Source organism: Microlunatus sp. YIM B11417, from assembly GCF_059617205.1.
In genome coordinates, this window is record NZ_JCAMPJ010000005.1 from 34,079 (window position 1) to 46,878 (window position 12,800).

The window sequence follows — 12,800 nt, forward strand, 5'->3', positions numbered from 1 at the left end:
GGTTCCGGTCAGACGACCCGGCTGGGCAGGCCGCGCCGGGCCAGCACGTCCTCGAGCGCGAAGATCGCCATGCCCGCGGTCACCGGGTTCCGGCCGATCTCGAGCGGCTGGATGCTCACCACGTCCAGCGACGCCTCCAGGGCCTGCGCGCCGACCAGGTCGGTCAGCCGGGGCATGATCCAGGGCCGCAGCGCCTGGAACATCCAGCCGCAGAGCATGATCCGGTCCGGGTTGAGCAGGTTGATCACGTCGCCGAGCCCGTACGCCAGCGAGGCACAGGTCCGGTCGAGCAGCTCGGCCATGGTCGGGTCGTCGGCCTGGAGCCCGGCCGCGACGGCCGCGATGAACGCGTCCTGGTGCAGCGCCACGGCGGGATGGCCGGGCGCCAGCTCGCCGAGGGTCGCCTGCATTCCGGGTACGCCGACGTACGCCTCGACACAGCCGCGACGGCCGCACCGGCACGGCCGCCCGTCCTGGATCAGCGTGGTGTGGCCCCACTCGCCGGCGTTGTTGCAGGTGCCGCGGACCAGCCGGCCGGCGATCGCGATGCCCGCCCCGACCCCGGTGCCGAGGTTGACCACGACCATCGTGTCGGTGGCCGGCCCGTTGCCGAGCCACAGCGCCGCGACGGTCACCGCCTTCAGCGGGTTGTCCAGGTGCACGCCCACGTCGAGTTCGAGTTTCGCCTCGAGCTGGTCGCGCAGGTTCACCTGGTGCCAGTCCCAGTTCGGGGCGAAGACCGAGACTCCGGTGCCGGGCATGACCTGACCGGGCACCGAGATGCCGATGCCGCCGACCCGGTCCGGGCTGACCTCGGCCCGGGCGAGCACGCCACGCACGGCGGCCGCGACGCCGGCGACCACCGTGGCCGGCTGGTTGTCGGAGTCGTCGAGGGGTTCGGTGTGCTCGTCCAGATGGTCCAGCGACAGCGAGTAGAGCGCGGCGGTGGCGTACGTCTCGGCGACGTCGACGCCGAGCAGCCGCAGCGGTTCGTTGTTGATCGCCAGCTTCGAGGACGGCCGGCCGATCGAGGCGCCCTTGCCGACCACGTGCACGAGGCCGGCGTCCTGCAGCTCCGCGACGACGTTCGCCACGGTCGCCGTGCTGAGCGTCGTCGCCACTGCGAGCTGTTGCCGGGTCGCCATGCCGGAGGTCAGCAGCTGGCGGAGCACGGCGAACCGGCTCTCGTTGCGGATGTCGCTCGCTGAACGCGTACTCACGTCGGCCGAGTCCTCCTCTCCGGTACCCGGAGGACGAGGTCGGGCAGCCCGGTCGCTCGCAGTGTCACCGTGGCACCGTCTCCGCGTACGTACGCGATGAGCATGCCATCCGAGGTCGACCGGTGGTCGGCACGGTACGGCGTCGTGTCGGAGAGGTCGCCGTTGTCCAGGCCCAGCAGGTCGCCGCCGTCCACCGCTGCGGTGATCATGACCTCGCCCTGCGCGAGCCGTCCGTCCTGATCGACGACCCGGCATTCGAGCTGGTGTACGTCGGCGCCGTCGCCGGCGATGCGATCGAGCCCCGCCCGCCAGGCCCCGGGCACGGTCCAGACGTCGGCCACCAGCGCGGCCGGCTCCGCCCCCAGGGTCAGCGCGTCGCGCACCGTCGTTTCGCCCACGCGCGCCTCGGCGACGAGGCTGTTGCTCCCCGGGGCGACCGTTCCCCGCCAGTACCCGAGCTCGGCGTCGAAGACCAGCTCGACCGGCTCGGCGCCGCAACTGACGCTCGCCTTGTCGGCGTTGGTGAAGCAGGCCACCTCGAGTTCGGCGCCCGGCACCCACCGGCGAGTGAGGCTCCGGTCGTCCGCCGACCCGACCGGGCGGACCGCCAGCCGGACCATCGGCTCCTCGGACCACCAGCTGCGCCGCAGGTGCCAACGTTCCTTCGGGAAACCGGCCGTCGTCAGCAGGCCGGCTGCCGAGCCGTGGCTGGGCCAACCGGGCGTCTCGCCGAGGTAGTCGATCCCGGTCCAGAGGAACTGGCCGGCGACGAACTCCTGGTCGGCGACGTGCCGCCACGCCGCGTAGGTGTGCGATGTCTCGCTCCCGACGAACGGCTGGTCGGGGAACCGGCGATGATCATCGGCATAGAGGTGTTCCTTGTAGTTGTAGCCGATCAGGTCGAGTCGCTCGAGCAGCCCGGTCGTGCTGGACAGTTCTGGAAACGCCGCGGCGAACGTCACCGGCCGGCTGGTGTCGCGGGCCTTGACGATCATGATCAGCTCGTCGGCGATCGTGGTCAGCCGCCGGATGTCGGGCCGGTTCGGATCGTAGGCACGCTCGGCGGCCGGCTTGTTGGCGTCGTTGTTGCCGGTCATCTCGAGGAACTTCGGGCTGGCGTACGGGTCGTTGGGATAGTCGACCTCGTTGCCGATGCTCCAGGCGATCACCGACGGATGATGCCGGTGCGCGTCGACCATCGCCTCAAGATCACGAACGTGCCACTCCGGGAAGTCGTGCGCGTAGCCCTGGTGCTTCGGCGGGTACACGTTGTGGCCCTGCCACCACTTGTTCTTCGGGTTCTCCCACTCGTCGAACGCCTCGTCGATCACGTAGAGCCCGAGCAGGTCGCACAGCTCGTACAGCTCCGGGGCGTGCGGATTGTGCGCCATCCGGACCGCGTTGCAGCCGCCCTCCTTGAGCAGCAGCAGCCGCCGCAGCCACACCTCGGCCGGCACGGCGACTCCCAGCGGGCCGGCATCCTCGTGCAGGCACACCCCGCGCAGCACCCTCCGCTCGCCGTTGATCATGAACCCCTGGTCCGGGTCGAAGGCGATGGTGCGGAGCCCGGACACCAGCTCGTGCCTGCTCTCGCCGTCGATCATGGTGACCAGGCGGTACAGGTGCGGATGATCATCCGACCAGAGCAACGGGTCGCTGACCTGGAGCTGCGTGGACAGCTCGACCGTGCCGCGCGCAGGCACCGTGATTTCGTGCCCTGGTCCTGTCGAAGGGCTGGGCGCGGTCCGGCTCGGCCCTTCGACAGGCTCAGGGCGCGTTGGCTCCAGCCGGTGCGTCACCACGACCTGCCGATCGGTGTCGGTGTGATTCTCCAGCCGCTGGACCACCTCGACCTCGGCCAGGTCCGGCGTCGCGCTGCGAGTGGTGATCATGGTCCCGTGATGGGCGACCGAGACCGCCTCATGGGTCTCCAGCACGACCCTGCGGGTGAGCCCGGAGCCGTTGTACCACCGGGAATCCGCCAGGTCGCGATGATCGACCCGGACACTGATCACCAGGTCGTCGTCCGGCGCGTAGCCGATGATCTCGGTCAGGTCGAACGAGAACTCGGCGTGCCCGGACGGCCGGCCGCCCAGGTGGTAGCCGTTCACCCACACCTGCGCGTTCTTGTAGACCCCGTGGAAGACCAGGCGAACTGCTGCGGCCTCCCGCAGTCCCAGCGTGCCGATCGAGCAGCGAGTCCGGTACCAGCCGACACCGCCCGGCAGATAGCCGGTGCCGCTGGAGCACGACACGTCGAACGGGTACTCGACGGCCCAGTCGTGCGGGACCGTGACGGGTCGGAAGCCGGACTCGTCGGCGTTACGCTTCCAGGCGTCCGGGTCGTCCGCGGGGAGGAAGGACCAGGCCTCGATGGCGGTGCTGCGCATGCGATCCCTTTCGTTGTACGGCGCGGGGAAGTCGGCGTCAGCCCTCGAGCCCGTACTTCTTGAAGACGTTGACCAGCACGACGGCGTTGACGAACGCGATCCCCGAGAATCCGAAGGCCAGCCAGACGATGCCCCACCCGAAGACCTGCGGGTAGTAGATGCCGACGATGATCGGGAGCACGGTCACCGCGAGGACGGCGAGCGCGGCCAGCGGGTGCCGGGCCGACATCCGCCGGGCGTTGTTGATCACGCGGCCGAGCGGGTCGGAGAACGTCGCCTGGTACGGGAACATGAAGATCACCGTCCCGACCACCCGGTAGGCCAGCAGCAGGACGGCGGCGAACAGGCCGAGCCGGACCAGCGCGTCCAGTTCGGCCCGGTCGACGACGACGTACCAGGCCGCCACCACCGCGACGAGCCCCAGCGCGATCAGGCCGAGCAGCGTGCCCTGGCGGAGGTTGCTCCGGAACGCAGCGAGGTACGTCCTCGGCACCGAGTCGGACCGGCCGGTGACCAGGCTGATCGCCGTCGCGTTCAGGGCGGTCAGGGAGGCACCCAGGGTGACCAGCGGCAGCGAGGTCGCGACGAACAACAGGTTCAGCACCATCAGGTCGGCCAGCTTCGACAGGAACCGCATGGCCGGCGAGTTCTCGCTGAAGATCGTGATCACTGGTCCGCTCCCGCTTCTGACGACGTTCGAGCCGATCGGCTACTTCAGCCCTTTGTCGGTGGCCCACTTGTCCATGTCCTGCTGGATGGACTGCTTGACGTCCTCGTACCCGGCGGTCGCCAGCTCCTTTCGCATCTGGTCGATCATGGCTTGCGGATCCTTGGCCTTGCCGTACTGGAGTTGCGGAAGGTAGTTCGACAGCACCGAGCCCATCGCCGCCAGACCGGAGTCGATCATGTCCTTGTTGATCAACAGCGTCGAGTACGGGTAGTCCTTCGACATCCCCTCGAGCTGGGTGAAGATCGCCTCCTTGTCCGGGTGGTCGGTCAGCCGCGGCGGCTCGAACTCGTCCATCCGGCCGCCCCAGAAGTTGGCGCCCAGGCCGTCCTTGGTGGGGTCGTAACCCTCGGGGTAGCCGAGCTTGCCGTCCTTGATCACGTAGTCGGAGCCCTCGATGCCGAAGTTCAGCAGCTTGTAGCACTCCTCGTCGTTGCGGATCAGCTCGTAGACCTGCAGCGCCTTCTCCGGGTTCTTGGAGTTGGCGCTCACCGCCATCGCGCCGTGCGTCTTGAGATCACGGAAGATGTTCTTGTTCTCCTGCCCCCACCAGAACATCTTGGGATCGGAACCCTTCTGCCGGTTCGACAGGTTGTACCAGACCCCGCCGACGAACGTCTGGGTATGGTGCTGGGCGACCCCGGAGCGGCCCGCGTACAACGCCTCCGTGGTGTCGCCGTCGTAGTTGAGCGCGTCCTCGCGCCAGACGCCGATCTCGTTCCACTGCTTCGCGAGGTTCGCGGCCTCGATCAGTTGAGGCGACTCCATGTACCAGGAGCCCACCGTGAACGGGGCGGCCGCGGAGGTCTGGAACGGGTAGAAGTTGCCGGCACTGACCTGCTGGATCGTCTGCCCGTCGGTGTGGCCCTGCAGGTAGCCGAGGAGCGCCGCGCCGTTGGACCCGGCGACGTCCCACGGGTAGGCCTTCTTCTGGTTCTGCTTCACCCAGGAGAAGTACTGGGTGAACTGCTCGAACTGGGTGATCGTCCCGTTCGGGATGCCGGCCGCCTTCGCCCAGTCGCCGCGGTAGAAGAAGCCGTGGTTGGTCCACTGGGTGAAGTTGTCCTCGGGGATGAAGTAGATCTGCCCGTCCGCGCCCTTGCACACCTCCCAGTTGCCGCGGGAACCCACGGCGTCCCAGGTCTTCGGGGCGTTGGACTTCATCAGTTCCTCGTCGAGGGCGAGGAAGGCGCCCTTCTGGGCGTTCTCGTACGCGAACAGCCAGTCGGTGGCGGTGGTGATCAGGTCGATCTTGGAGTCACCGGACAGCAGTTGGACGTTGTACTGGGTCTGCCAGTCGGCCCATTCGACGTAGAAGAGTTCGAGCGTCGCGTTCGCCTTCTCGGTGAGCAGGACGTTGAGCTTCGCGAGCATCTTCTCCAGCCGGCCGTTGGTCGGCTTGTCGCCGAGGGCCAGCATGGTGATCTTGGTGGGTGCGCCGCCGTCGGAGTTGTCGTTCGACGGCGAGGTGCAGGCGGCCAGGCCGGTGGCGCCGGCGGCCAGGGCCATGCCCATCACGGCACGGCGGGAGAGAGAGGAGCCGGACATGGCGTTCCTTTCGGTTCGATGAGCAAGGAGCGGGAGATCAGCCCTTGACGGCACCGACGGTGATGCCGCTGACGAAGTACTTCTGGACGAACGGATAGACCAGGATGATCGGGCCGGTGGCCACGACGGCGCTGGCCATCTTGAGGGTGTTGCTGGGCAGATCGGTGATCGTCACATTGGAGCCGGCCACCGAGTTCCGCAACGCGTTGGCGGTGTTGATGATGTTGTAGAGGTGGTACTGCAGCGGCGGGAATTCCACGGTGCTGCCGAGATACAGCGACGAGAGGTACCACTCGTTCCAGTAGGCGAGTGCCGTGAACAGCCCGATCGTCGCCAGCGCCGGCTTGAGCATGGGAAGGACCAGCTGGGCGAAGATCCGGAAGTCGCCGGCGCCGTCGATCTTGCCGGATTCGATCACCTCGTACGGCACCGAGCGAGCGAAGTTCTTCATCAGGATGATCAACCAGGGCGACAGCAGCAGCTGCAGGAACACCGCGAGGTAGTTGCCGCGCAGGCCGAGGGTCCGGGCGATCCACAGGTAGGTCGGCGCCAGGCCGGCCGAGAACAGCGTGGTGAAGTAGATGAAGAACGAGATGTAGTTGCGGAGCGGGAAGTCCTTGCGCTGCAGGGCATAGCCGGTCATCGAGGTGATCGCCAGCCCGAGCGCGACCCCGGCCACGGTCATGATGATCGTCACCGCGTAGGAGCCGATGATCTGCCGCGGTGCGCTGAAGATCAAGTCGTACGCCGCCGTCGAGAACCCCTGCGGCAGCAGGCTGAAACCGTTCTCGACGATCTTGGATTCCTCCGAGAAGGAGGCGGAGACGATCAGGATGAACGGCAGCACGCAGATCAGGGCGAACAGCGAGACCGCGACGTAGGACACCGTGCGGAGCAGCGCCTCGCTGCTGTCCAGCTTGACCTTCCGCGGCTTCGCCGGCCGCTCCGTCCGTTGCGACGGCAGTTGCTTGGTCGAGGATTGAAGCGTCGTCATCTCGGCCACCTCAGAAGAGCGCGTAGTCGGGGTTGATCCGGCGCATGATCCAGTTGACGACCAGGATCAGGACGAAGCCGAAGATGGACTGGTAGAGGCCGACCGCCGTCGACGACGTGAAGTTGTTCTGGGTCAGCAGCATTCGGTAGACGGCGGTCTCGATGATGTCCGTCGACGCATAGAGCTGGGCGTTGTTGCCGACCAGGTTCCAGAACAGGCCGAAGTTGCCGTGCATGATCCCGCCGAGCGAGAACAGCAGCAGGATGAAGAAGGTCGGCTTGAGGCTGGGCAGGATGATGTGGACGATCCGCTGCCAGGCCGACGCGCCGTCGATCGCGGCCGCCTCGAACATCGACTGGTCCAGGCCCATGATCGCCGCGAAATAGACGATCGAGCCGTAGCCGGTGCTCTGCCAGACGTGCGCCATGATGATGATGAACGGCCACACCCCGGCCATGCTGTAGAGCTTGAGCGGATCGCCGCCGGCCTGGACGATCAAGGTGTTGACCGTCCCGGTCTCGTAGTTCAGCAGGTTGAACGCGATCACGCCGATCAGCACCACCGACACGAAGTACGGCAGGAACATCAGCGCCTGGCTGACCTTCTTGAAGTACCGCGAGCGGATCTCGTTGAGCATGATCGCCAACGCGATCTGCAGGACGTTGCCGATGATGATGAACGCCAGGTTGTACAAGATCGTGTTCCTGGTCAGCAGCCAGAGCTGGCCGGACTTGATCAGGAACTCGAAGTTCCGCAACCCCACGAACGGGCTGCCGAAGATGCCGTCCCGGTAGTTGAAGTTCGTGAACGCGATCCACGCGCCGGGCATCGGCGCGTAGGCGAACACCGCGAAGAACGCGATCGCGGGCAGGCACATCAGCAGCAGCATCTTGCTGTGGCGCAGGCCGCGCCAGAAGGACTTCGAACCGGTGGTGCTCCCCGATCCGGTGGTCAGATCAGGCTCTCGCTGGGCTGGCAGCACTGCCATACGCAATCACCTCACTGTGTCTGCGGTATCAACGTCGCGGCCACCTCACCGAGAGGCTCAAGGGCCGCGACTGCGTTGATCAATGACACGCCCTTTTACTAAGGGTTGTCAATAGTCTGATCGGAACCCGAAGCTTGCGATCAGGTCACGAACGCGCAGCGTCCAGGTCCGCCTTGGTGAGGACCGAGCGGATGGCGATGCCGGCGTCGGCCAGCGCCGTTCCGGCCGAGCCGGTCCGGTCGATCGCGCAGACCACCGTGGCCACGGTCGCGCCGAGCTCCCGCAGGCCGGCCGCACCGTCACGGACGGCCCCGCCGGTGGTGATCACGTCCTCGATCAGCGTGACCCGGCGGTCGCGCACCTCGGCACCTTCGATCAGCCGGCGAGTTCCGTACGTCTTCGGCGCCTTGCGGACGAACACCGCGGACAGGCCGGTCAGCGAACTGACCATCGTGGCGATCGGCACCCCGCCCAGCTCGAGGCCGCCGAGCAGCTCGGTCTCCGCCGGCAGCAGTGGCACCATCGCCTCGGCGACCCGGCGGAGCAGGTCCGGCCGGGACTCGAACCGGTACTTGTCGAAGTACTCCGGGACGACCTGTCCCGACCGCACCGTGAAGCTGCCCTGCAGTCGGCAGGCGGCGTCGATCTCCCTGGCCAAAGCGTCGCGATCCATGACGCCAGTGTCACGTACCGGTGCTTGATCAACTCGCGCCGGTCAGCGTGAGCACGATCAGGACCACGTTGAGAGTGACGATCGCCGCGGCGACCAGGCCGGCGACGGCGGTGGTCGCGCGGTGCGAGACATGATCACCCATCACGTCCCGGCGCGCGGTCAAGATCACCAACGGGATCAGTGCGAACGGGATCCCGAACGACAGCACCACCTGGGACAGCACCAGCGCGCGGGTCGGGTCGATCCCCGCGGCGAGCACGACCAGGGCCGGGATCAGGGTGATCACCCGGCGCAACAACAGCGGGATGCGGCGGTGCAGCAAGCCCTGCATGATCACCGCGCCGGCGTAGCAGCCGACCGCGGTCGAGGCGAGGCCGGAGGCGAGCAACCCGAGCGCGAAGAGCAGGGCGATCACCGGTCCGAGATTCGCGCCGACGGCCGCGTGGGCCGCCTCGATGGAGCCGTCCGTGGGGGTGTCCTGCAGGGCCGACGCCGCCAGCAGCAGCATGGCCAGGTTGACCGCACCGGCGAGCAGCATCGCGCCGCCGACGTCGTACCGAGTGGTCGAGATGACCCGCCGTCCCTCGCCGTCGACCGGCTGCAGGCCGTGCCGGTCGCGGGCCAGTGCGGAGTGCAGGTAGATGGCGTGCGGCATCACGGTGGCGCCGAGCATGCCCGCCGCCAACAGCACGCTCTCGGTGTCGCTGAACCGCGGCAGCAGCCCGCCGACCGCCTCGCTCGGCGACGGCGGTGCGACGAAGAGCCCGGCGAAGAAGCCGATCGTGATCACCGCGAGCAGGCCGGTGATCACCCGCTCGAACGGGCGTTGGCCGCGCCGGCTCTGGATCGCCAGCAGACCGATCGAGACGATGCCGGTGATCACGCCGCCCAGCAGCAACGGCAGATCGAACAGCAGGTTCAGGGCGATCGCGCCGCCGAGCACCTCGGCCAGGTCGGTCGCCATCGCGACCAGCTCGGCCTGCACCCAGTACGCCAGCCGGGCCTTCCGGGGCAGCCGGTCGCCGAGCACCTCGGGCAGCGACCGGCCGGTGGCCAGGCCGAGCTTCGCGGACAGGAACTGCACCAGGCCGGCCATCAGGTTCGCCGCGACGACGACCCAGACCAGGAGGTAGCCGTAGCTCGCCCCGGCGGTGATGTTGGTGGCGACGTTGCCCGGGTCGACGTACGCGATCGCGGCGACGAACGCCGGTCCGAGCAGGACCAGTCCCGCCCGCATCCGACCGACCCGCCCCGTCGTGGTTGACCGCAGCATCAGTGCCCTCCCTGATCTGAAAGTTCGGCATGCCAAACTTTGAACTACGGCATACGGTAACTGATCAACGGTGAGTGCGGCAGGGGACCGGCTCAGTCCTGGAACACCGGAGCGAGGGCGAACGCGGCGAACACCGCCGGATCCTGGAACACGACGTTGCGCGCGACCGCGCCGTCGACGACGGTCAGCACCTGCAGGGTGTGCAGCCGGAACACCCCGTCCTCGTCGGCTCGGTAGGCGACCAGGGCCGGCTGGCCGTTCGCCGTGGTGACCCGGGTCCGCCAGTCCGTGCCGCGGGTCCGGAAGACCCGTTCCATGAAGGCGCCGTAGGCGGTCGCGCCCGCGTACCAGAGCGGGACCGGCGGCATCTCCAGCACCGCGTCCTCGGTCAGCAGGGCGACCAGGGCGGTGACGTCGGCCGCCTCGAACGCTCGCACGTAGCGGTCGACCGTGCGGCGCACCGCCGGGTCGTCCGGCTCGTCCGGCTCCGGGTCCCGGCCGGTCGACACCAGGGCGGCCCGGGCGCGCTGCAGGGCGCTGTTCACCGCGGCGGTCGTGCTGTCGAGCTGCTCGGCGACCTCGGCGGCACTGAATTCCAGCACCTCCCGCAAGATCAACACCGCCCGCTGCCGGGCCGGCAGCCGCTGCAGGGCCGCGACGAAGGCCAGCCGCACCCCGGACCGTTCGGCGACCTGCTCGGCCGGGTCCTCGGGCTTCCGCGCGCGGTCGGGCAGCGGCTGCAGCCAGGGCACCTCGAAGTCCGGCACCAGCGGGTGGTCGGGGTCGGTGGCCGCCGGACCGAGACCGGACGGCAGCGGCCGGCGGGCGCGGCCGGACAGCGCGGTCAGGCAGGCGTTGGTGGCGATCCGGTAGAGCCAGGTGCGCCAGGACGCGCGCCGCTCGTCGTAGCGGTCCCGGGCCCGCCAGGCCCGCAGCAGCGTCTCCTGGACCAGGTCCTCCGCGTCGCTGAACGAGCCCAGCATCCGGTAGCAGTGCATGATCAGCTCGCGCCGGTGCGGGGCGACCCGCTCCTCGAACTCCGTCTCGAGCTGCCCTCCGGTCACGCACGCAGATTAGTCCCGCCGACCGCGATGAGTCCGGAGTGATCGGCGAGTACGTACCGCTGTGTCATCGACAACCGAGGAGAAGATCATCATGAACCGCGTCATCGTCATCGAGTTCAGCACCGTCGACGGCGTCGTCGAGGACCCGGACGGCTCGGACGGCACGCCCTTCGGCGGCTGGGCGTTCCGGTACGGGCGGGAGGCGGTCGCCGACGACAAGTTCCGGCTCGGCGACAAGCTCGAGACCGGGGTCCTGCTGTTCGGCCGGGCCACCTGGCAGCTGTTCAGCGGCCGTTGGCCGAGCCGGACGGATCCGTACGCCGCGCGGATGAATCGGGCCCGGAAGTACGTGGCGTCACGCACCCTGACCGACGTCGGGGCATGGTCGAACTCGGAGTTGATCAGCGGCGACGTGATCGCGGCGGTGCGGGCGCTGCGGGAGCGGCAGGACGTGATCGTGATCGGCAGCCTCGGCCTGGCTCGGACGTTGGCCGATCATGACCTCGTCGACGAGTACCGGGTGTTGATCTTCCCGGCCGTCGCGGGTGCCGGCCGTCGCCTGTTCGACCGGGCGCCGCGGCGCGAGTTGCGGCTGGTGTCGGCGGCTGCGCACGGAGTCGTCGCCCTGCTCCGGTACGAGACCGTGGATCAGCCGAACCTGACCGATTCGGCGATCGCGACGGCGCGTTCCTGATCGAGGTCGCCTTCGAGTCGTGCGGTGACCGTCCGGCCGGTCCCGTCGGGCGTGGACTCGAAGGCGAGCGACGGGCCGGACCGGCGGGCCTCGTCGGTGTGCTCGACGCCGGCCGGGTCCACGTAGGAGATCGTGTGCGGGTCGGGCAGCCAGACGGCGAGCCGGCCGTGCACCCGGAGCTGGGTGAGCCGGTCCCAGTTCCGTTTCACGAAGACGATCATGCTGCCGTCGAACTCGGACAACAGGACGGTGCCCCGGTCGGTCTCGAACTCGAGTTCGACCACTCGGCGGTCCTCCGCCACCCGGACCCGGCTCGGGGAGCCGAGCACGTCCGGCAGACCGATCGGGAAGTCGATCATGGTCCTGGCGGCGTCGACGTCAGGCACCTCGATCATGGTCGGCCCACCGGTCCGGCCGGGCGTTCCGGCGGCGCTGGGGGAGGGCGCCGGAGCGGACTGGAAGACGATGCCGCCGACCCGCAGCCATTCGATCACCGCCGCGCGGACCGGGCCGGCCAGCAGCAGCCCCGCGATCAGGGCGGCGATGATCATCGCGACCAGTCGGCGCCGGGCCTTGACATCGATCACCAGCCGGCGCAGGAACCGCCGTGCCGGGTGTTGCTTGCGGTCCGGGACCCGAGCCAGCACCCGCTCGGCGAGGTCGTCGGGGACCGGCTCGATCCGTACCCCGTGGCCGAGTTCGCGCAGTGCGGTCTCGAGTTCTTGATCATTCATCGTCGTTCACCTCCGTCCGCAGCCGGGCCAGCGCGCGGGACAACCGCGACTTCACGGTGCCGCGGGGCACCCGCAGACTGGCCGCCGTCTCCGCCTCGGACAGCTCCAGCAGATAGCGGCAGACCACGACCGCGCGCAGCGGCTCGGGCAGTCGGTCCACCGCGCCGGCCAGCGTCTCGGCCGAGACCGCGGTGAGCACCACCGCCTCGGTGTCCGGCGAGGTGACCGTCCGGTCGTCCCACCAACGCTGCTCCCGCTGCTCCCGGCGGCTCCGGCCGCGATGCAGGTTCCGCGTCTCATTGATCACGATCCGCAGCAGCCAGGGCCGGAACTCCTGCCCGGCCCGGAACCGCGGCATCGCCCGGAACGCCTTCACGAACGCCTCCTGCACCACGTCGTCGGCCTCCGCCCCGGCACCCCACAACACCGCCGCCCGCTTCGCGACGGGCGCATGCAGCCGCACCAGGTCGGCGAACGCCGCGCGCTCACCACCCG

General features: G+C 68.7%; 12 protein-coding genes. 1 reads left to right on the top strand and 11 read right to left on the bottom strand.

Annotated features, from left to right (window positions below; genetic code table 11):
* Positions 1-8 precede the first annotated feature (8 nt).
* From AC6CCG_RS22645 to AC6CCG_RS22685, 9 genes are all read right to left on the bottom strand, one after another.
* Positions 9-1,220: an ROK family protein gene (locus tag AC6CCG_RS22645; protein ID WP_496656954.1), complete on the bottom strand. Its 1,212-nt coding sequence runs from the start codon at positions 1,218-1,220 to the stop codon at positions 9-11.
* Positions 1,217-3,610, bottom strand: a complete 2,394-nt coding sequence (locus AC6CCG_RS22650; RefSeq protein WP_496656955.1) for a glycoside hydrolase family 2 TIM barrel-domain containing protein — start codon at positions 3,608-3,610, stop codon at positions 1,217-1,219. The genes AC6CCG_RS22645 and AC6CCG_RS22650 overlap by 4 nt, the downstream gene beginning before the upstream one ends.
* A 37-nt stretch (positions 3,611-3,647) precedes the next feature.
* Positions 3,648-4,280 (bottom strand): YesL family protein, encoded by a 633-nt coding sequence (locus AC6CCG_RS22655; protein ID WP_496656956.1) that lies wholly within the window; start codon positions 4,278-4,280, stop codon positions 3,648-3,650.
* 39 nt (positions 4,281-4,319) lie between these two features.
* The gene (locus AC6CCG_RS22660) at positions 4,320-5,885 is read right to left on the bottom strand and encodes an extracellular solute-binding protein (protein ID WP_496656957.1); all 1,566 of its coding nucleotides are present in this window, start codon (positions 5,883-5,885) and stop codon (positions 4,320-4,322) included.
* A 37-nt stretch (positions 5,886-5,922) separates the two neighbouring features.
* Entirely contained in the window at positions 5,923-6,879 is a 957-nt protein-coding gene (locus AC6CCG_RS22665; RefSeq protein ID WP_496656958.1) for a carbohydrate ABC transporter permease, read from the bottom strand.
* 10 nt (positions 6,880-6,889) lie between these two features.
* A complete protein-coding gene (locus tag AC6CCG_RS22670) occupies positions 6,890-7,867 on the bottom strand; it encodes an ABC transporter permease (RefSeq protein ID WP_496656959.1) in 978 nt (325 codons plus the stop codon).
* Positions 7,868-8,012: 145 nt separating this feature from the next.
* Entirely contained in the window at positions 8,013-8,540 is a 528-nt protein-coding gene (gene pyrE, locus AC6CCG_RS22675; protein WP_496656960.1) for an orotate phosphoribosyltransferase, read from the bottom strand.
* 28 nt (positions 8,541-8,568) lie between these two features.
* Entirely contained in the window at positions 8,569-9,813 is a 1,245-nt protein-coding gene (locus tag AC6CCG_RS22680; RefSeq protein WP_496656961.1) for an Nramp family divalent metal transporter, read from the bottom strand.
* A gap of 92 nt (positions 9,814-9,905) precedes the next feature.
* Positions 9,906-10,877 (bottom strand): sigma-70 family RNA polymerase sigma factor, encoded by a 972-nt coding sequence (locus AC6CCG_RS22685; RefSeq protein WP_496656962.1) that lies wholly within the window; start codon positions 10,875-10,877, stop codon positions 9,906-9,908.
* 91 nt (positions 10,878-10,968) lie between these two features.
* Here AC6CCG_RS22685 and AC6CCG_RS22690 point away from each other — a divergent pair, with 91 nt between their 5' ends.
* Positions 10,969-11,571 (top strand): dihydrofolate reductase family protein, encoded by a 603-nt coding sequence (locus tag AC6CCG_RS22690; RefSeq protein ID WP_496656963.1) that lies wholly within the window; start codon positions 10,969-10,971, stop codon positions 11,569-11,571.
* Here AC6CCG_RS22690 and AC6CCG_RS22695 read toward each other — a convergent pair.
* Both AC6CCG_RS22695 and AC6CCG_RS22700 read right to left on the bottom strand, forming a co-directional pair.
* On the bottom strand, positions 11,526-12,305 hold the full coding sequence (locus AC6CCG_RS22695; RefSeq protein WP_496656964.1) for a hypothetical protein: 780 nt from the start codon (positions 12,303-12,305) through the stop codon (positions 11,526-11,528). The two genes, AC6CCG_RS22690 and AC6CCG_RS22695, sit on opposite strands and share 46 nt — an antisense overlap.
* Positions 12,298-12,768 carry an RNA polymerase sigma factor gene (locus AC6CCG_RS22700; protein ID WP_496656965.1) on the bottom strand — a complete coding sequence of 157 codons (471 nt, stop codon included), beginning with the start codon at positions 12,766-12,768 and terminating at the stop codon, positions 12,298-12,300. Before AC6CCG_RS22700 ends, AC6CCG_RS22695 begins: the two co-directional genes overlap by 8 nt.
* Positions 12,769-12,800: the final 32 nt, after the last annotated feature.